Here is an 18,614-nt window from a genome sequence, read left to right as displayed (position 1 = left end):
TCTGCCATGGGGTCCTCCGGTTCGTCGACGCGTGGGTGGCTCGGGGCGTACCTGCTGCTCGCGGTCCTGTGGGGCTGCAGCTTCCTGTTCATCGCCACCGCGCTGCAGTCGTTCGCGCCCACGCAGGTGGCGTTCGGGCGGATCGCGGTCGGCCTGGCGCTGCTGGGCGTCGTGCTGCTCGTCCGACGCGAACGCGTGCGCGTGCAGCGGCGGCACATCGGGGACTTCGTGCTCGTCGGCGCCGTGATGACGGCCATCCCGTTCGTGCTCTTCGGGCTCGCCGAGCAGCGGGTCAGCTCGGTGCTGGCGGGCCTGGTGAACGCGACCACCCCCCTGTTCACCGCGCTGTTCGTGGCCCTGCTGATCCCGGCGGAGCGGCCCGACCGGGTCCAGCTCGGCGGCCTCGTGGTCGGCTTCGGCGGCATCGCGGTGCTCCTGGGCATCTGGGACGCGGGCGCGATCGACCTCGTCGGCGGGCTCATGCTCCTGGGCGCGACGTTCTGCTACGGCCTCGGCAACGCCTGGGCACGGTTCCGGCTGACGGGCAGCGGCCTGTCCACCGTGGGCGCCCCGACGGTCCAGCTGGTGGTGGGTGCGCTCGTCGTGCTCCCGTTCGCGGTCGCGGTGCCCCGGCCCGGACCGCTGGAGCCGATGCCCGCCCTGGCCCTGCTCGCGCTCGGGCTCGGCGGCACCGGGCTCGCCTACGTGCTGTTCTGGCGGGTCATGTCGACGGCCGGCGCGACCGTCGCCGCCAGCGTCACCTACGTGATCCCGATCGTCTCGACGACCCTCGGCGTGATCGTGCTGCACGAGGGGCTGCACTGGTTCCAGGTGGTCGGCGGGGTGATCGTGCTCGGCGGTGTCGCCCTGACGCAGTGGGGGGCGGCCCGGCGCCGGCGGCGGGTGACCGTGTCGGCGCAGGCCGCGGCGCTGGCCACCTAGCCGGGGACGATCACCGTCATCCCGGACCCGCCGGTGCCCGACCCGAGTGCGGCGAGGGCGGCTGGCGCCTCGTCGAGCCCGATCGTCCGGCCGACCAGCCGGGAGGGGTCGAGGTCGCCCGAGGCGATCCGGTCGAGCATGGCGGGGTACTCGTGCGCAGCCATCCCGTGGCTGCCGTAGACCTCGAGCTCCCAGGCGATCACGCGTCCCATCGGCAGGGCCCGCGCGGCGTCGGGACCGAGCAGGAGACCGACCTGGACGTGCCGGCCGCGACGACGCAGCGACAGGATCGAGGCGGTCGCGGTCGCCGTGCTGCCGAGGGCGTCGAGCGAGACGTGGGCGCCGCCGCCGGTCACCCCGTGGATGGCCGCCGCGCTGTCGGACGTGGCGTCGAGGACGACGCTCGCGCCCATCGCGAGCGCGGCGTCGCGGGCCGCGGGCGAGATGTCCGTCGCCACGACCTGCGCGCCCGCGGCGACCGCGATCATCACGGCGGACAGGCCGACCCCGCCGCAGCCGTGCACCGCGACCCAGTCGCCGGGCCCGACCCGGCCGTGCACGGTCAGCGCCCGGTAGGCCGTCGCGAACCGGCAGCCGAGGCCTGCGGCGATCACCGGCGACATGCCCTCGGGCAGCCGGACGAGGTTCACGTCGGCGTGGTGCAGGGCCACGAGCTCGGCGTAGGAGCCGTCGTCGGTGAACCCCGGCTGCCGCTGGTTCTCGCACACCTGCTGCTCGCCCGCGAGGCAGGCCGCGCAGGACCCGCACGCGCAGACGAACGGCACGGTGACCGCGTCGCCGACGGCCCACCGCGTCACGCGAGGTCCGACCGCGACCACCGCCCCCGCGAGCTCGTGGCCGGGGACGTGCGGGAGCGTGACGTCGGAGTCGTGGCCTTGCCAGGCGTGCCAGTCGCTGCGGCACACGCCCGTCGCGGTGACGCGCAGGACGACGCCGTCGTCGGGGCAGGCGGGTTCCGGGACGTCGCGGACGGTGGGCAGGACGCCGAACGACTCGATGACGACGGCGCGCATCACAGCCCCCCTCGGTGCGTCCAGCGGCCCGCGACGAGCGTCCCGGCGACGGGCAGCTCCCGCAGCGGTGCCGTCAGCGGGTCCGCGTCGAGCACGACCAGGTCGGCCGGCTGCCCCACGACGGGCACGAGGCCGCGTCCGTCGACGGACGACTCGAGCGCCACCCGCCGTTCGAGCGCCTGCTCGGGGTGCCACGGCGGCCGACCGTCGCGGGAGCGGGTCACCGCGGCGTCGAGCGCGACCCACGGGTCCAGCGGCGCGACGGGAGCGTCGGAGCCGAGCGCGAGCAGCACGCCGGCCCGGTGCAGGTCGGCCAGGGGGAACGACCGGTCGGTGCGCCCGGCCCAGTGCCGCTCGGCGACGTCCCGGTCGTCCATGGCGTGCTCGGGCTGCACGCTCGCCGTGACGGCGAGCGCGGCGAACCGCTCGACGGCGGCGGGAGACAGCAGCTGCGCGTGCTCGATCGACCCGGACGCCCGCGATGACTCGAAGGCGTCGAGCGCCAGGTCGTTCGCGGCGTCGCCGATCGCGTGGATGGCGCACCGCAGCCCGTGCCGGGTGGCGTGCGCCATGAGCGGGACGAGCCGGTCCGGGGCGACCGACAGGATCCCGCGCGACGACGTGCCCGGGTACGCCTCGTGGCAGAAGGCCGTCCGCGTGTTCAGGGAGCCGTCGGTGATGACCTTCAGGGGACCCTGCTCGACCAGCGGGGCAACGGTGTCGAACGTGTGCAGGTCCTCGCGCACGACCCGGTCGAGGTAGTCCTCCCAGACCCCCGCCCGCACGCGCACCCCCGGGACGCGGGCCGCGGCGCGGCGGCGCCAGACCGCGAGGTTGTCGGCGATCTCGTAGTCGACGACGCCCACGACCCCGCGGGCTGCGGCGGCCCGCACGGCGTCGTGCACCAGCTCGTCGGCGACGTCGTCCGGCACGTGGTCGACGGCGCCCTGCAGCGGCAGCCACTCGGCCTCGCGCAGCAGGCCGGTCGGGTGGGACGCGACGCCGAGGAACCGCAGACCTGCCGTCGACACCCAGGCGCAGTGCAGGTCGCCCGAGACGAGGACCACCGGCACGTCGCCCACGACCTCGTCGAGGAGCGCGGAGGTCGGCTCGTCCGGCCAGAGGCCGTCGCGGAACCCGAAGCCCACGAGCGCGGTCACGGGCGCCGGCGGGTCGACCGACAGACGCGAGGCGACGAGCGAGACGGCGTGCGCCGCCGACGTGGCCGACGAGACGTCGAGCCGGCGTCGGGCGAGCGCCCACTGCGTCAGGTGCACGTGCGCGTCCCAGAGCCCGGGCATCAGCCAGCGCCCGTCGAGCCGTTGCTCGGTGGCCGCGGCGGGGAGGGATGGTGCGACCGCCGCGACCCGGCCGTCGCGGAGGTGCACGTCGAGCAGGACGGAGGACGGCGAGCCCACGAGTCGCGCGCCGCGCAGGACGACGTCGGTAGTGCCGGTCGATACGGGCGACATGTGAGCACGGTAGAGCCGGGACACGACCCGGCGTTCCCCGGCCCGCCGGTGCCCCTCCCGGTTGTCGGTCGAGCGGGGCACCGCTGCGCGCGCTCGTGCCTGTCGGAGTGCGGACCTCAGCCCTGCGAGGAGGCGATGAGCGCCCGGATCTCGCGGGCGAAGCCGGCGACCGTGAATCCGTCGGGAACAGCGTCGATGAAGACCAGGTCGGAGATCGCGTTCCTGACGCGCAGCGGCAGGATGGCCTGGTACTCGGGCGACTCGTACCACGCCCGAGCAGCGGCACGATCGGGGAACTCCATCAGCACGACCGACCCCGGCCACGCGCCCTCGACGGTGTCAGGATCGCCCTGAGCGAGCCAGCGACCGCCATGCGGAGCGACCGTCGCCTCGACGTGCTCGAGGTAGCGCAACGCGTCCTCGTTCGGAACACCGCCGGGGATCCGGAGATGGTTGATCAGATACGTGGGCATCGGAGGTCCTTCCTCAGGTGGATCCGGTGATGGGGGGAGCACTCAGGACAGTTCGTCGTGGGCTTGGCGGATGAGGCCGGCGACGGTGTCCGCCTGGGAGACCATCACGGAGTGGGAGGCGCCCTCGATCTCGACGGTCTTCCGCGACCCCGCGCGCTCGGCCATGAAGCGGTGGGCCTCGACGGGGATGTTCTTGTCGCCCGACCCGAACACGAACCACGACGGCAAGGTCTTCCATGCGGCCGTGTCGCCGGGCAGCCCCTCGTTGAGAGCGAAGTCGCGGATGGGTCGCTGCGTCGCGGCTGCGACGCGGGCGTCGGCGAGCGGCACGTCGCCGGCGAACTGGTTGGGGAAGAGCTCCCGGTCGACGAACAGGTCGTTGGTGCCGTCGCCCAAGGGGATCGGCCGCACGGTGTCGCCGAGGGTGCTTCCCGGGAACTGGGCGGTCAGCCCGAGCGCTGTCTCACCGGGCTCCGGGGCGAACGCGGCGACGTAGACCAGACCCCTGACCTTGTCGCCGACAGCGGCGGCCGTGATGACCGGTCCGCCGTAGGAGTGGCCGACCAGCAGCACGGGGCCGTCGATCGCGTCGACGGCGCGGCGCACGTTCTCGGCGTCGGAGGTGACGCTCCGGAGCTGGTTGGGCGTGGCGATCGCGGTGATCCCCTGGTGCTGCAGCGCGGCGATGACGCCGTTCCAGCTCGCGGACTCGGCGAACGCGCCGTGCACCAGGACGACGGTGATGGTGTTCATGGTTCCTCTTTCCGGTGGGTTGTGCGCTGTCGGAGGGATGGACTTGGGCGGGAGGTCAGGCGAACTCGACGATGAGCTCGACCTCGACGGGGGAGTCCAGGGGCAGCACGGCGACGCCGACCGCGCTGCGTGCGTGCACGCCCACGTCGCCGAAGAGGTCGCCCAGCAGCTGGGAGGCGCCGTTGAGCACCGCCGGCTGGGGGATGGTGATCCCCGCCGCTGCGAGGCGATCCTGGATGGTCGACACGGCGTCCTCCGTTCTGTTGTGCGGTGGGATCCGGGCCGCTCAGCGGTGCGCCAAGTCCTCGGACATCGGGAAGATTGCCGTCGCCGCACCCCAGAGCGACCCGATGTTGCGCCGCTCGGGCTGCCGCTCGAGCATCCGGTCGTAGAAGTCGAGAGCATCCGTCGCGGTGCGTTCGACATCCGCGACATCGCGCAGGTACTGGATGGTCGCGTCGATGTCGGACGGCGAATCGGGGCGACGAGCATCTTTGTGGGCGCAGACGACGGTGGTCGGACGCAGCGCCTTCAGTCGCTGGAGGGCGTCGATCCACGACAGCCGCGTCGACGCGGTCCCGGTCGACAGGTAGGGGTAGGTGTTGTTGTAGACGACGTCGCCGGCCGCGATCACCCCGGCCTGCGGCATCCACAGCACCGTCGTGTCGGGACTGTCGGTGTAGCCCGTCTCGATGACGTGCGCCTGGTGCCCGCCGATGTCGAACGAGGTGCCCTCCAGCACCTCCGGGAGAACCACCGGGGGGATCTGCCCCGGGAACAGTCGTTCCCAGAACCCCGCGTACATCGCAGGAGCGGCCTGCTTCCGCAGGTTCTCGATCGTGGCGGCGGTGGCCAGGAACCGAGCATCGGGGAACGCCTCCCGCAGCTGCCCGATCCCGAAGGCATGATCGCCGTGGCCGTGCGTGACGTACACCGCCGCCAGGCGCTTGCCTCGGCCGCGGATCCACTCGATGAGCGCTGCGTTCTCATCGAGGGTGAGCAGCGTGTCGACGAGGACCGCCTCGTCGCCGGCCCAGATCAGGGTGGACGTGTTGGACACTCCCCGCTGTTCCTCGTGGCCGGCGGGGAGGTCACGCACCAGGCCATCACGCGACGCCGTGAAGGTGGCGTACGGCATGCGCTTCTCCGCTCTCTCTTGGGTGGGCGATTGGTCCGACCGTAGGATTGCCAGTCCCACGAGGCCTCAGACGAACCGACTTAACTGCGGGGGATCACGACTGAGATTGGCGGGATCATGACGCGAGCCGCCGACCAGGTGAGCCCACTCCTCGGGCGAGAACGCGAGCTCGGGGTCCTGGACGCGGCCATGGACCGGGCGTTCGAGTCGGGGACGGTCGTGCTCCTCGAGGGCGACCCCGGCGTGGGCAAGACGGCGGTGCTCGATCACCTCGAAGCAGGCGCTCGCTCGCGCGGATTCGGCGTGCTGCGGGGTACGGGCGTGGAGGCGGAGGCCGACGTCCCGGCAGCCGCGCTGCACCAGGTGGTCCATGGAGTCCGCGACACCATCGCCGCGCTGCCGGGGCCGCAGCGGGAGGCCCTCGAGGTGGCGTTCGGGGAACGGGAGGGCGCGCCGCCGACCGTGTTCCTCCTCGGTCTCGCGACGCTGACGCTGGTGTCGGAGCGCGCGGTCGGCTCCGGCCTGGTGGTCATCGTGGACGACCTCCAGTGGGTGGATGCGGTCAGCGCGGCCGCCTTGGCCGTCGTCGCCCGGAGAATCGCCAACGAAGCCGTCGTGCTCGTCGTGAGCGCGCGCACGGGGACCGTCTCGCCGGAGTGGAGCGGTCCCCAGGTCATGAGGCTCCCCCTCGCCCCCCTGGCCCCCGCCGACTCGGCGACGTTGATCGACACGGTCGCCCCGTCGCTCCCACCCGCCGCGCGCGACCTCGTCCTGGAGTGGGCGCAGGGGAACCCTCTGGCGCTCATCGAGCTGTGCGAGTCGCGCGGACTCCGCGAGGGGATGACGTCGGATGCCGTGACGCTCACGACGCGTCTCGAGCAGGCGTTCTCGCACAAGCTCGACTCCCTCGACGAGGTCTCGCGCACGGTCCTGCTCGTTGCGGCGGTGAGTCGCGACGACGACCAGCGCGCCATCCTCGACGCCGCGGGCGCCATGCTCGCGAGAAGTCTCGCCACCTCCGACCTCGAGGCGGTCCTCGGGCGGGGGCTGATCTCGGCGGCCGGCGGTCGCGTGTGGTTCCCGCACCCCCTGCTCCGGTCGGCCGTGCTGCAGCGCGCCACGCCGCAGGAGCGCACCCACGCGCACCGGGCCGTGGCCGCGATCCTGCCGGAGGGGTCCAACCGTGCGCTGTGGCACCTCGCGGTCGTCGCCGACGAGCCCGACGAGGGGCTCGCTCTCGCGATCACCGCCAGCGCCGGGCGGCTGTCGGCCATGGGGGCGATCGACTCGGCCATCGATGCCTACATTCGCGCCGCCGAGCTGAGCACCGCCCCAGACGACCGGGCGCGACGACTGCTGCTGGCGGCGGAGACCGCGTGGACGGCTTTCCGCACGGAGCGCGCGATGTCCCTGCTGTCGGAGACCGAACGGGTGACGAGCGATTCGGCGCTGCTCGCCCGCGTCGCCTGGATCCGACAGCTCCTGCCAGGGGGCACGGTGCGCGCAGGGGAGTGGGGCGATGCCCTCGCGGCCATCGACAGGATGCACCGGGCCGGTAGCAGCGATGACGCGCTGACGGCGCTGTCGACCCTGGCATTCCACGGGGCGACATCGATCCCGCGCCCGGTCTGGGAGCGGATGCTCAGCGCCGCCGACGAGTACGGCGCCCATCCCTCGGATCCCCGCAGGCTCCAGATCCGTGCCTACGGAGCCCCGGAGGACGCATCGCAGGTCGAGGCGATGCTCGCACCCATCCTGATCTCGGACGTCGACGACACGAAAGCCCTGTGCCTGCTGTCGCTGGCGGCGATGGTCGCCGGCTCGACGGCCCAGACGTCGCGATTCTGCGGACCGGCGATCGACCGGCTGAAGTCCAGGGGCGGACTCAGCGGGCTCGGCCATCAGCTCGTGCACGCAGCCCTGAACCACCTTCCCCTCGGGGAGTTCGACGAGGCTCGCCGCGCGGCGCAGGAGGCCGGCGCCTACGGCTCGGAGACGCGCGAGCCGCTCCTGACGCTGACCGCCCGACTCGTCGAGCTGCAGGTCCTCGCGGTCAACGGCTTCCCGGTCGACGAACGCGTGCTGAGGCAGGAGCACCCCGATGCGGCGGTCGGCCTCGACGCGGGCCCGATCCGCATGTGCTACCTCCTCGCCCGAGGCGTCTCCGAGGCGGCGAACGGCCGCTACGACGACGCATTCGCCACGCTCTCCGAGGTCGTCGATGCGGACGGCGACACACACCACTGGCACTACGGGTCGTGGGGGATCGCCGAGCTGGTCGACGCGGCCGCGAGGTGCGGGCGGCTCACGGAGGCTGCCGCGACGGTGTCGCAGTACCGCGCGCTGGGCTCGTACGCGGACTCGGAGCGCGTGGCCGGCCAGCTGCGATTCGCCGAGGCGGTGCTCGCCACCGCCGACCGGGAGGACGCGCTCCGGCGCGCATGCGATCCCGTCGAGAACCCGCTGCCGTACGTGCGAGCTCGCGCCTCACTGTCCTACGGCGAGTGGCTGCGCAGGCAGGGCCGTGTTACCGACGCCAGACCATGGCTGCGCCAGGCTCGGGAGGCGCTCGACGCGTTCGGCGCGCACCGGTGGGCGGACATCGCGCGAGCCGAGCTCGCGGCGACCGGCGAGCGCAGCCCGAGACCCAGGCCGGACGCGGGCCGGTCGCTCACGCCCCAGGAGGAGCGCATCGTGCGGCTCGCCGCCGACGGGCGCAGCAATCGCGAGATCGCCGAGGCGCTGTTCCTGTCGCCGCGCACGGTCGGAGCGCACCTCTACTCGGCGTTCCCGAAGCTCGGGGTGTCGTCGCGAGGGGAGCTCCGCTCGAAGCTCTGACCGCGGGCGCATACGGTCGACGTGTGAGCACCGTAGAGCCGGGATACGACCCGGCGTTCCTCGGCCCGGCGGTGCCCCTGCCGGTTGTCGGTCGGACCGTGCGCGAGCTGCCGTCGATCCACTTCACCGTGCTGCTGGACCCCGTCCGCAGGCTGGCGGCCGCGACGGCGGTGAACATCGACGGATCCGCCCTGCAGGACCTGCCCCGCGGCGACGACTGGCACCTGGACCCGCGCGTCCCGCCGAGCGAGCAGGCCGGACCGGAGCTCTACGCGAACAACGACCTGGACCGCGGGCACCTCGTCCGTCGTCGCGACCCCGTGTGGGGCCTTGCGGCCGCCGCGGCGAACAACCAGACCTTCGCCTATCCGAACGCGGCGCCCCAGGCCTCGGCGTTCAACCAGGGCGAGCGCCTGTGGGTCGGCCTGGAGGACCACGTGCTGACCTATGCGAGCACGTACCGGCTGCGCCTGTCGGTGTTCACGGGACCGGTCCTGGCCGACGACGACCCGGTCTACCGCGGCGTCGGCATCCCGCGCCGGTTCTGGAAGGTGGCCGCCTGGGCCGCGGGCGGCGCGGACCTGCGCGCGGCGGCGTTCGTCCTGGACCAGTCGACGATGATCACGAAGCTCGACGCCGCGCCGCCGCTCGGGCCGTTCCTGACGTACCAGGTGCCGGTCGCGGACGTCGAGACGCTCACGGGCCTCGACCTGGGTCCGCTCGTCGAGGCCGACGTCCTCGCCCCCGTCGCCGCGGTCGCCGAGGGCCTGCGCTGGATCGAGCTCGCCCGGCCGGACGACATCGTCCTGGACCCGACCGACGAGCTCGACCGGAGCAGCCGGGGCTAGAGGAGCAGCGCCGACCCCGTCAGCCGTTCGTAGGCCTCGAGGTACCGGTCGCGCGTACGGAGCACGACGTCCTGCGGCAGCGCGGGCGGAGGCGTGTCCGAGCGGCGGTCCCAGCCCGAGGCCGGCGACGTCAGCCAGTCGCGGACGAACTGCTTGTCGAACGACGGCTGCGCCTGGCCGGGCTCCCAGGCGTCGGCGGGCCAGAACCGCGAGGAGTCGGGCGTGAGGACCTCGTCGCCGAGGGTGATCGCACCGGTCACGGGGTCGGTGCCGAACTCGAGCTTGGTGTCCGCGAGGATCACGCCGCGGGCGCGGGCGATCTGCTCGGCGCGCTCGTACACGGCCAGCGTCAGGTCCCGCAGGGCGGCCGCGTTCTCGGCGCCGACCCTCCCGACGACCGCCTCGAACGGCACGTTCTCGTCGTGCTCGCCGAGCTCCGCCTTGGTGGCCGGCGTGAAGATCGGCGTCGGCAGTCGCGACCCGTCCACGAGCCCGGGCGGCAGGTCGATCCCGGTGACCGACCCGGACACCTCGTACTCGGCGAGGCCCGACCCGGTGAGGTAACCGCGGACGACGCACTCCACGGGGAACATCTCGAGGCGTCGGCAGATCATGGCCCGCCCGGCCACCTCGGCGGGGACGTCGGTCGAGACGACGTGGTTGGGCACGAGGTCGGCCAGCTGGTCGAACCACCACAGGCTCAGCGTGGTGAGCACGATCCCCTTGCCCGGGATCCCCGGGCTGAGCACGTGGTCGTAGGCCGAGACGCGGTCGCTGGCGACGACGAGCACGACGTCGCCGAGTTCGTCCGACCCGACGGTCGGGACGTACAGGTCGCGGACCTTGCCGGAGTACGTGTGGGTCCAGCCGGGCAGCTCAGAAGTCACGGGGACAAGTGTGGCGTACCGGGACCCCTCACCCGAACGGTCCATCACCACGGCCGCGCGGGATGCCGTTGCTAGAGCATGCGCTCTACGCGGCTCCTGCGTACCGCCGCCGGCCTGGTCGGCGTGCTGGTGCTGCTCGCCGCGTGCGCGGGCCCGCCCACCGCGGACGGGCCGCCGATGCCCGGCATGACACCGGTCCCGGTGGCCGTCACCAACAGCGGCGTCACGCTCACTGCCGAGCAGATCGCGGCGGCGGTCCTGGCGCCGGCGGACGTGCCCGCCGACTGGCAGCCCGAGACGGGCACCCCGCAGGACCTGCCCACGACGAGCCTCGGGTTCTACTCGCCGGACGCCACCGCCGTGGACCCCGCGCCATGCGTCGACCTGGGGACCGCAGGCGGTCCGAAGGCTCCGCAGACCGCCTTCTTGCGCGTCGGCTTCTTCACCACCGGGTACGGGTACGTCGCCGAGGACGTCACGACGTGGCCGGAGCCTGACGCGGGCGCCCGCATGGTCGCCGCCGCACGCGCGTGGGTGGCCGCGTGCCCGCAGTTCACGGTGACGTCCGCCGACGGGTCGGTCTCGACCTTCACCCTGACGCTGCTCGAGTCTCCCGACGTCGGCGACCAGGCGATCAGCGTCCGGATCTCGTCGGAGAGCTCCACGCCGGGCAGCACCGAGAAGGTCGCATTCACGGCCGACGAGACGATCGTCGTCGTCGGGAACGTCGTCATCGCCCTCGTCGCGGGAGGCGAGGAGACGATCGACCCCGCCCTGTTCGCCCAGCTGACCACCACCGCGGCCGCGAAGGTCCTGGCCGCGGCGGCCTGACCTCAGAGCAGGTCGGCGCCGCCCTCGAGACCCTCCGGGATCGGCAGCCCGACCAGCCGGACCAGCCGCTCGACGGTCTCCTCGACGAACGTGTCCTCGGGCTCCTCCACGTGCTCCTCGGCGAGCAGCCGTCGCACGTGCTTGGCCTCGACGTCCACGGCGCCCACCAGCAGCGACCACTCGGCGAACGCCTCGGCCTCCGCGGCGAGGTCGACCGGCTCGGACTCGGCCGGGTCGTCAAAGAAGTCCCGCGGCTGGAAGCCCAGGTAGAACCGGCCCAGCCCGGGCGGCGCCGGCGCGTACTCGACGGTCGCGATGTCGCCGTCCTGCACCTCGATACGCAGGCTCGGCGTGACCGCCGCGTCGCCGCCCCAGGACCCGTCCCCGTACACGTAGCCGCCCATGAGGCGATACTGCCGCACATGACCGCCGCACCCCTCCTCCTGGTCCTCGGCGGGTTGCCGGGGACCGGCAAGACGACGCTCGCCCGGCTGCTCGCCCGCGACCTGGGCGCCGTCCACCTGCGGATCGACACGATCGAGCAGGCCGTCGTACGGTCGTCGCTGCCCGTGACCGAGGCCGCCGAGGCGGGCTACACGGCGGCCGCCGGCGTGGCGCGTGACAACTTGGCGCTCGGGCTGCCGGTCGTCGCCGACTGCGTCAACCCGGTGGCGGACAGCCAGGCCGGCTGGCACGCGGTGGCGTCGGCGACGGGCGCCCGGCTCGTCGAGATCCGGCTCGTCTGCTCCGACCGCGGCGAGCACCGGCGCCGGGTCGAGGACCGCGTCGCCGACATCCCCGGGCACGTCCAGCCGACCTGGGCGGACGTCTCGACGACGACGCTGGCGCCCTGGCCGACGGCGGCCGAGATCGACACCGCCGGACGCGATCCCGAGACCGTGGCCCGCGACGCGCACGACGTCATCGGCGCCGGAACATGACAGGGCAGGCCGAAGGGGCCATCCTGCGACCATGAGCGTGGACTACCAGTACTTCGGCGCCGCATCCGTGAAGGCAGCCGCCGAGGTCGCCCACCGCAGCGACGGACCGGCCTCGCCGCCGGCGAAGCGCAAGGGCAAGAAGAAGGTCAGCAAGAAGGACCGCGAGTCGGCGCCGACGTTCTCGGTGGTCCACGCCCCGATGATCGATCCCTACGTCGTCGCCGGGACGCTGACGTCTCTGCTGACCGGCAGGAAGTACGACGACGTCGTCGACGACCTCGACTGGGGTGACGTGGTCGCCGAGGGGCCGACCGGCCACCTCGTGATCGCGACGACGGACGCGTTCGTCAAGGCACTCGCAGCCTGCGACGACGCCACGCTGGCCGCCGTCGCCGAGCCGTGGTCGCACACCGAGGAGCTCGAGGGCACCCCGGTCGGCGACCTCGTCGCGAAGCTCGGGGAGCTCGCGGCACTCGCCCGCGCGGCCCGGGCCGACAAGGCCCGCATCTACTGCTGGGTCGGGAACGTCCTCGAGCCGACGACGAAGGCCAAGCGCTAGCCGCTAGACCAGCAGGCCGTCTGCCGCGGAGGCCGCGATGTCGTTGCGGTGGTGCGAGTGCGGCAGCTCGATCTGCTCGACGCCGGCGTAGGCGGCGGCCCGCGCGAGGGCGAGGCTCGACCCGACCCCGACGACGGACAGCACACGACCGCCGGCGGAGACGAGGTGCGCACCGTCGATCGCGTCGTCGTCGTCGGAGGCGCTGTTCTGCTGCAGGGCGGTGCCCGCGTGCAGCACGTGCACGCCCGGCAGCGCCTCGGCGTCCTCGATCCCCGTGATCGGGTCGCCGGACCGGACCGCCCCCGGGTAGCCGCCGGACGCGATCACGACGGTCACCGCAGCGGCGTCGCGCCACTCGAGCGGCGGCAGCGCGCCGAGCGCACCGGTGGCCGCCGCGTACAGGACGCCCGCCAGCGGGGTGGCCAGGCGGGCCAGCACGACCTGCGTCTCGGGGTCGCCGAAGCGCGCGTTGAACTCGACGACCTTCATGCCCGTGCTGGTCATGGCGAGGCCGACGTACAGGACGCCCGCGAACGGCGTGCCGCGGCGCGCCATCTCGGCGATGGTCGGTCTGGCCACCTGCTCCACGACGTTGTCGACGAGGTCCAGCGGCGCCCAGGGCAGGGGCGAGTAGGCGCCCATGCCCCCGGTGTTGGGGCCTTCGTCGCCGTCGTACACGCGCTTGAAGTCCTGCGCGGGCACCAGCGGCACCACGTCGACGCCGTCCGACAGGACGAACAGCGACACCTCAGGGCCGTCGAGGTAGTCCTCGATCACCACCCGGCTGCCAGGCTTGGCCAGGCACTCGGCGGCGTGCGCGAGCGCCTCGGCGCGGTCCTGGGTGACGACGACGCCCTTGCCCGCCGCGAGGCCGTCGTCCTTGACCACGTAGGGCGCGCCGAACGCGTCCAGGCCCGCCGCCGCCTCGTCGATCGTCGTCGCGACGCGCGGCTCGGCGGTCGGGACGCCCGCGGCGGCCATGACCTCCTTGGCGAACGCCTTGGAGCCTTCGAGCTGCGCTGCGGCGGCCGACGGTCCGAAGACCGCGATCCCGGCGGCACGCACCGCGTCGGCCACCCCGGCGACGAGCGGCGCCTCGGGCCCGACGACGACGAGGTCGGCGCCCAGGGTCGTGGCCAGCGAAGCGACCGCCGCGCCGTCGAGCTGGTCGACCGGGTGCAGCTGCGCGATGAGGCCGATGCCGGGGTTGCCGGGGGCGGCGTGCAGCTCGGTCACCGCGGGGTCGAGGGAGAGCGCGCGCGCGAGGGCGTGCTCACGGGCACCGGTGCCGACGACGAGGATCTTCACGGTCCGTGAGCCTACCCAGCCGCGAGGTCGTCGCCGGGCGTCTGATCGTCAGGTGGGAGCGGCAGCGCGTCCAGGTAGATGCGCGTCCGTCGTCGACCGTCCGTGTCGCCGGCCTCGCGCCGCGCCTTGGCCCGGTCCAGGTGCTCCTGCATCACCGTCTGCATCGCCAGCACGACGTCGTGGAGCTCGTCGGCGGTCAGGTCGGCGGTCGAGCGGTCGTTCATCGACGCCGCGCGCCACCGCGGGTCCGGCTCGGGTGCGGCCATCCACCGGCTGAGCACCTGGGCCCGCTCGGCGACGACCCCCTGCAGCAGCGCCCGGGCGGCCTCGGCCGTGCGGGGGTCGGCGAGCATGTCGCGCCCCTCGACGCTGAACCCGACGGCGCGCCACCAGCGGTCCCGTCCGCGTGGGTGGGACGGGTCGTCCTCGACGAACCCGTGGCGCTCGAGCTGACGCAGGTGGTAGCTCGTCTGCCCGCTGCTCTCGCCGAGGTGCCGGGCGAGCTGGCTGGCCGTCGCCGCGCCCTGCTCGGACAGGTAGTTGTACATCGCCATCCGCAATGGGTGCGCGAACGCCTTGAGTGCCTCGGGACCGATCTCGTGCTCGCGCAGGAGCGGCGTGAGCTCGTCCTTGCTCTCCGTCATTTGCAGAGATACCTTTGCAGAGTTGTCTTTGCAGAACTTTCTCTTCAATCGTAGCGGGAGCACGTCATGTCCGAGCCTCTGGGTCGCCGGTTCACGGCTCACCTGACCGCCACCGGCCTGGCCAACCTCGGTGACGGGATCGTCCAGGTCGGCGTCCCGCTCTACGCGCTGACGCTCACGCGCTCCCCCGGGCAGATCGCGCTCCTGACCGCCGCAGCCTGGCTGCCGTGGCTGCTGCTCGGGCTCGTCGCGGGCGTCCTGGTGGACCGCACGGACCGCCGACGGACCGAGATCGCCGCCCTCGGCGCCCGCGCAGTCCTGTTCGCGGCCGCCGCCTGGCTGGTGGTCGCCGGGCACATGTCGATCCCGGCGCTCGTCGCGCTGGTGCTCGCGTACGGCGTCACCGACGTGTTCGTCGACCTCGCCGCGACCGCGCTCGTCCCGGACCTCGTCCCACGCTCGCGGCTGGAGGCCGCCAACGGGCGCACCCTGGCCGCGCAGCAGGTCGCCGCCGCGTTCGTCGGCGCCCCGGTCGCCGGCGCCGTCCTCGCGCTCGGGGCGGGCTGGGTGTTCGCGCTCCCCGCGGGGCTCGCGGTCGGCGCTCTGGCGCTCCTGGCCACCCGCGTCCCCGGCGCCTATCGCCATGCGGCCGTCGAGCGCCGCCCCGCCATGGTCGAGGTCCGCGAGGGCGTTCACTTCCTGGTGCGGCACCCGGTGCTGCGGCCGCTGCTGGTCTGCGGGTCCGTGATGAACCTGGCGAACGCCGGGTACTTCGCGGTCTTCGTGCTCTGGATGGTCGGGCCGGGCTCGCGCGTCGGGCTGACGCCGTCGCAGTACCCGCTGGTCATCGCGTTCCTGGCGGTCGGCGCGGTCGTGGGGTCCGTGCTCACCGAGCCGATCGGACGGCACGTCGGCGAGGTCCGGCTGCTGCTCGGCTGCTGGACGGTCAACGCGGCGCTGCTCATCGTGCCGGTGCTCGTGCCGACCGCACCCGCTGTCGCGGCGGCGTTCCTCGCCCTGGGGTTCACCAACACGATCGGCAACGTGCTCTCCCAGGCGATGCGGCAGCGGATGGTCGCGCCGGGGATGCTCGGCCGGGTCACCGGCGCGGGACGCACGATCGGGTACGGGCTCATGCCCGTCGGCGCGCTGCTGGGCGGCCTCGTCGCGGAGCACTGGGGGCTGCCTGCGGTCTTCGTCGGCGCGACCGTCCTGTGCCTGCTCGCGGTCGCATACCCGCTCGCCGTCGTCCGCCAGCACCTGGTCGCCGAACGCGAGCTGCCCGTCGTCGTCCCTGTCTAGGCTGGCAGCCGTGCCCCGGACGACCACCGACGCCGTACCGCACGGGCTGCTGAGCTCACTGACCCAGCCCGTCCTCGAGGCCGGCGAGCTTCGGCTGCGGCCGTGGCGCGCGAGCGACCACGACCTGGTGATGACGGCCTTCGCGGACCCGGACATCCAGCACTGGCACACGCGCTCGACGACGCCCGACGAGGCCTCCGCGTGGATCGCGCAGTGGCCGGCTCGGTGGGCCGGCGAGACCGGAGCGGGCTGGGCGCTCGAGGTCGGCGGCCAGGCCGTCGGGCAGATCAGCCTGCGGAGCCTCGACCACGCGGACGGAATCGCCGAGGTCTCCTACTGGGTGGTCCCCGACGGACGCGGGCGCGGCAACGCGACCTCGGCACTGCGCACCCTGGCCCGCTGGTCGTTCGGCGTACTCGGCGTGCACCGGGTCGTCGTCGACCACTCGACCCGGAACACCGCGTCGTGCGCGGTCGCGACGAAGGCGGGCTTCGCCCTGGAGGGCACGCACCGAGACGGCTTCCTGCAGACCGACGGCTGGCACGACGTGCACCGGCACGCGCGCCTCTCGTCGGACCCCGTCTGACGCCCCGGGCCCCGGGGCGCGCGACCGTCGAGGGCGCCCGGTCCTCGCGACCGCGCCACGTGCAGGTGGCGCCGTCGGGAGCACGGGGCGCCGTCGGCGAGCGCCCTAGCTGAGGAGCTCGTGCCGGATGATCGTCGCCTCGCGGCCCGGGCCGACGCCGATCGACGAGATCCGCGCACCGGAGATCTCCTCGAGCCGCTCCAGGTAGCGCTGTGCGTTGACGGGCAGGTCGTCGAACTCGCGGGCGCCGCTGATGTCCTCGGACCAGCCGTCCAGGTACTCGTAGATCGGCGTGGCGTGGTGGAAGTCCGACTGGTCGTCGGGCATCTCGTCGAAACGCCGGCCGTTCACGTCGTACGCGACGGCGACGGGGATCTTGTCGCGGCCGGTGAGCACGTCGAGCTTGGTCACGACGAGGTCCGTGAGGCCGTTGATGCGGCTCGCGTAGCGCACCACGACGGCGTCGTACCAGCCGCACCGGCGCGGGCGGCCGGTCGTCGTGCCGAACTCGCCGCCGGTCTGCCGCAGCCACTCGCCGTCGTCGTCGAGCAGCTCGGTGGGGAACGGGCCCTCGCCCACACGTGTCGTGTACGCCTTGGCGACGGCGACGACCCGGTCGATCCTCGTCGGCCCCACGCCCGAGCCCGTGCACGCACCGCCGGCGGTGGCCGACGACGACGTCACGAACGGGTACGTGCCGTGGTCGACGTCGAGCATCGTGGCCTGGCCGGCCTCGAACACGAGCGTCTTGCCCTCGTCCAGGGCCGTGTTGAGCAGCAGCGGGGTGTCGCCGACGAGCGGCTTGAGGCGGTCGGCGTGGCGCAGCAGGTCCTCGAGCGTCTCCTCGACGGTGATCGCGCGGCGGTTGTAGACCTTCACCAGCAGGTGGTTCTTCTGGTCGAGGGCGCCCTCGATCTTCTCCGCCAGGATCTTCTCGTCGAACAGGTCCTGGATGCGGATGCCGACACGGTTGATCTTGTCCGAGTACGCCGGACCGATCCCGCGGCCGGTCGTGCCGATGCGGCGCTTGCCCAGGAACCGCTCCGTGACCTTGTCGAGCGTGCGGTTGTACGGCGCGATGACGTGCGCGGCCGACGAGACGACGAGCTGCGACGTGTCGTGACCGCGCGCCTCCAGGGCGTCGATCTCCTGGAACAGCACGTCGATGTCGACGACCACGCCGTTGCCGATGACGGGGACGACTCCGGGCGACAGGATCCCCGACGGCAGCAGGTGCAGCGCGTACTTCTCGCCGTTGATCACCACGGTGTGCCCGGCGTTGTTGCCGCCGTTGAACTTCACCACGATGTCGGTGCGCGCACCGAGCTGGTCGGTCGCCTTGCCCTTGCCCTCGTCGCCCCACTGGGCTCCGAGCACCACGACGGCCGGCATCTGAATCAACTCCCACCTGCCTGTGCTGCGGGCGGCACGGCGGAGACCACGTCACATGCTTGGACGCGGCGCTTGCACGGGGCCCGGGCACCGGGCGGCAGGGACCCAGTACCTCCGAGAGGGTACCGGACCGTCAAGAACTGGTCATGCCCGGTCCGCCCGCTGACCTCAGCGCAGGGCTGCGACCTCGTCGTCGGAGGTGCCGCAGTCCACGAGGAACTGCAGGCAGCGCTCGGACTCCCCGGACTCCTCGATGGCCTCGGCGGCCTCGGCGAGCGCGAGCAGGGCGCGCAGGAAGCCCTGGTTGGGCAGATGGTCGACGGGAACCGGGCCGCGCCCGCGCCAGCCGGCACGTCGCAGGGCGTCCAGACCGCGGTGGTAGCCCGTCCGGGCGTAGGCGTACGCAGCCACCGGGTCCCCCTCGTCGGCGAGCGCGTGCTCGGCCAGCAGCGCCCACACCAGCGACGACGCCGGCGCCGCGGGAACGGCCTCGCGCGGGGAGGAGCCCGAGGTCAGCGCGGCGCGCGCGTCCGCGTCGGCACCGTCTACGGGCAGGAGGGTGGGCGCGGGTCCGTCCAGCAGGTTCTCGTGGCTCATGCCGCCAGTCTCCCATTCCGGGTGCACGCACGTGGGAGCGCGATTACAGTCGACCCGCCGACCTGGACC

At 73.2% G+C, this 18,614-nt stretch carries 19 protein-coding genes and 1 pseudogene; 8 read left to right on the top strand and 12 right to left on the bottom strand.

Annotated features, from left to right (window positions below):
• Positions 1–6 precede the first annotated feature (6 nt).
• The gene (locus AC1DZC_RS08625; protein ID WP_477042962.1) at positions 7–942 is read left to right on the top strand and encodes a DMT family transporter; all 936 of its coding nucleotides are present in this window, start codon (positions 7–9) and stop codon (positions 940–942) included.
• On the opposite strand, the gene AC1DZC_RS08620 is transcribed toward AC1DZC_RS08625, so the two are convergent.
• From AC1DZC_RS08620 to AC1DZC_RS08595, 6 genes and pseudogenes are all read right to left on the bottom strand, one after another.
• Positions 939–1,976, bottom strand: coding sequence for a zinc-dependent alcohol dehydrogenase family protein (locus AC1DZC_RS08620; RefSeq protein ID WP_477042961.1), 1,038 nt, complete (start codon positions 1,974–1,976; stop codon positions 939–941). The two genes, AC1DZC_RS08625 and AC1DZC_RS08620, sit on opposite strands and share 4 nt — an antisense overlap.
• Positions 1,976–3,448 carry an amidohydrolase gene (locus tag AC1DZC_RS08615; RefSeq protein ID WP_477042960.1) on the bottom strand — a complete coding sequence of 491 codons (1,473 nt, stop codon included), beginning with the start codon at positions 3,446–3,448 and terminating at the stop codon, positions 1,976–1,978. The genes AC1DZC_RS08620 and AC1DZC_RS08615 overlap by 1 nt, the downstream gene beginning before the upstream one ends.
• Positions 3,449–3,564: 116 nt before the next feature.
• Positions 3,565–3,921 (bottom strand): DUF1330 domain-containing protein, encoded by a 357-nt coding sequence (locus AC1DZC_RS08610; protein WP_477042959.1) that lies wholly within the window; start codon positions 3,919–3,921, stop codon positions 3,565–3,567.
• Positions 3,922–3,963: 42 nt separating this feature from the next.
• Positions 3,964–4,674, bottom strand: coding sequence for an alpha/beta fold hydrolase (locus AC1DZC_RS08605; protein ID WP_477042958.1), 711 nt, complete (start codon positions 4,672–4,674; stop codon positions 3,964–3,966).
• 55 nt (positions 4,675–4,729) lie between these two features.
• Positions 4,730–4,873: pseudogene (locus AC1DZC_RS08600) on the bottom strand (RidA family protein); the annotation flags it as partial.
• An 87-nt stretch (positions 4,874–4,960) separates the two neighbouring features.
• The gene (locus AC1DZC_RS08595; RefSeq protein ID WP_477042957.1) at positions 4,961–5,812 is read right to left on the bottom strand and encodes an MBL fold metallo-hydrolase; all 852 of its coding nucleotides are present in this window, start codon (positions 5,810–5,812) and stop codon (positions 4,961–4,963) included.
• 117 nt (positions 5,813–5,929) lie between these two features.
• Between AC1DZC_RS08595 and AC1DZC_RS08590 the strand changes: the two genes are divergently transcribed.
• Positions 5,930–8,650: a helix-turn-helix transcriptional regulator gene (locus tag AC1DZC_RS08590; RefSeq protein WP_477042956.1), complete on the top strand. Its 2,721-nt coding sequence runs from the start codon at positions 5,930–5,932 to the stop codon at positions 8,648–8,650.
• Between the two features lie 23 nt (positions 8,651–8,673).
• Positions 8,674–9,498 (top strand): DNA/RNA non-specific endonuclease, encoded by an 825-nt coding sequence (locus AC1DZC_RS08585; protein ID WP_477042955.1) that lies wholly within the window; start codon positions 8,674–8,676, stop codon positions 9,496–9,498.
• Here the strand turns inward: AC1DZC_RS08585 and AC1DZC_RS08580 are convergent.
• Positions 9,495–10,430 carry a phosphoribosylaminoimidazolesuccinocarboxamide synthase gene (locus AC1DZC_RS08580; protein WP_477042954.1) on the bottom strand — a complete coding sequence of 312 codons (936 nt, stop codon included), beginning with the start codon at positions 10,428–10,430 and terminating at the stop codon, positions 9,495–9,497. The genes AC1DZC_RS08585 and AC1DZC_RS08580 overlap by 4 nt on opposite strands.
• A 33-nt stretch (positions 10,431–10,463) precedes the next feature.
• On the opposite strand from AC1DZC_RS08580, the gene AC1DZC_RS08575 reads away from it, so the two are divergent.
• Complete coding sequence (locus AC1DZC_RS08575) at positions 10,464–11,216, top strand: hypothetical protein (RefSeq protein WP_477042953.1); 753 nt, start codon at positions 10,464–10,466, stop codon at positions 11,214–11,216.
• Positions 11,217–11,218: 2 nt separating this feature from the next.
• Here AC1DZC_RS08575 and AC1DZC_RS08570 read toward each other — a convergent pair whose 3' ends face one another.
• Positions 11,219–11,620, bottom strand: a complete 402-nt coding sequence (locus AC1DZC_RS08570; protein WP_477042952.1) for a hypothetical protein — start codon at positions 11,618–11,620, stop codon at positions 11,219–11,221.
• An 18-nt stretch (positions 11,621–11,638) separates the two neighbouring features.
• Here AC1DZC_RS08570 and AC1DZC_RS08565 point away from each other — a divergent pair, with 18 nt between their 5' ends.
• Positions 11,639–12,157: a P-loop nucleotide/nucleoside kinase family protein gene (locus AC1DZC_RS08565; protein WP_477038392.1), complete on the top strand. Its 519-nt coding sequence runs from the start codon at positions 11,639–11,641 to the stop codon at positions 12,155–12,157.
• A 31-nt stretch (positions 12,158–12,188) separates the two neighbouring features.
• Positions 12,189–12,716, top strand: coding sequence for a hypothetical protein (locus tag AC1DZC_RS08560; RefSeq protein WP_477038393.1), 528 nt, complete (start codon positions 12,189–12,191; stop codon positions 12,714–12,716).
• Positions 12,717–12,719: 3 nt separating this feature from the next.
• Here AC1DZC_RS08560 and purD read toward each other — a convergent pair whose 3' ends face one another.
• Both purD and AC1DZC_RS08550 read right to left on the bottom strand, forming a co-directional pair.
• Positions 12,720–14,024, bottom strand: coding sequence for a phosphoribosylamine--glycine ligase (gene purD / locus AC1DZC_RS08555; RefSeq protein WP_477042951.1), 1,305 nt, complete (start codon positions 14,022–14,024; stop codon positions 12,720–12,722).
• 11 nt (positions 14,025–14,035) lie between these two features.
• Positions 14,036–14,668 carry an ArsR family transcriptional regulator gene (locus AC1DZC_RS08550; protein ID WP_477042950.1) on the bottom strand — a complete coding sequence of 211 codons (633 nt, stop codon included), beginning with the start codon at positions 14,666–14,668 and terminating at the stop codon, positions 14,036–14,038.
• Between the two features lie 66 nt (positions 14,669–14,734).
• Between AC1DZC_RS08550 and AC1DZC_RS08545 the strand changes: the two genes are divergently transcribed.
• Both AC1DZC_RS08545 and AC1DZC_RS08540 read left to right on the top strand, forming a co-directional pair.
• Positions 14,735–15,970, top strand: a complete 1,236-nt coding sequence (locus tag AC1DZC_RS08545) for an MFS transporter (RefSeq protein ID WP_477042949.1) — start codon at positions 14,735–14,737, stop codon at positions 15,968–15,970.
• A 10-nt stretch (positions 15,971–15,980) separates the two neighbouring features.
• Positions 15,981–16,556 (top strand): GNAT family N-acetyltransferase, encoded by a 576-nt coding sequence (locus AC1DZC_RS08540; protein ID WP_477042948.1) that lies wholly within the window; start codon positions 15,981–15,983, stop codon positions 16,554–16,556.
• A gap of 105 nt (positions 16,557–16,661) precedes the next feature.
• Here AC1DZC_RS08540 and AC1DZC_RS08535 read toward each other — a convergent pair whose 3' ends face one another.
• Both AC1DZC_RS08535 and AC1DZC_RS08530 read right to left on the bottom strand, forming a co-directional pair.
• Positions 16,662–17,948: an adenylosuccinate synthase gene (locus tag AC1DZC_RS08535; RefSeq protein ID WP_477038398.1), complete on the bottom strand. Its 1,287-nt coding sequence runs from the start codon at positions 17,946–17,948 to the stop codon at positions 16,662–16,664.
• 168 nt (positions 17,949–18,116) lie between these two features.
• Positions 18,117–18,545, bottom strand: a complete 429-nt coding sequence (locus tag AC1DZC_RS08530; protein WP_477042947.1) for a DUF3151 domain-containing protein — start codon at positions 18,543–18,545, stop codon at positions 18,117–18,119.
• Positions 18,546–18,614 lie beyond the last annotated feature (69 nt).

This window comes from Cellulomonas sp. P2_B4 (genome assembly GCF_056404795.1).
Note: the sequence above shows the minus strand (reverse complement) of the source record. Positions and strands in the feature narration are given on the sequence as shown.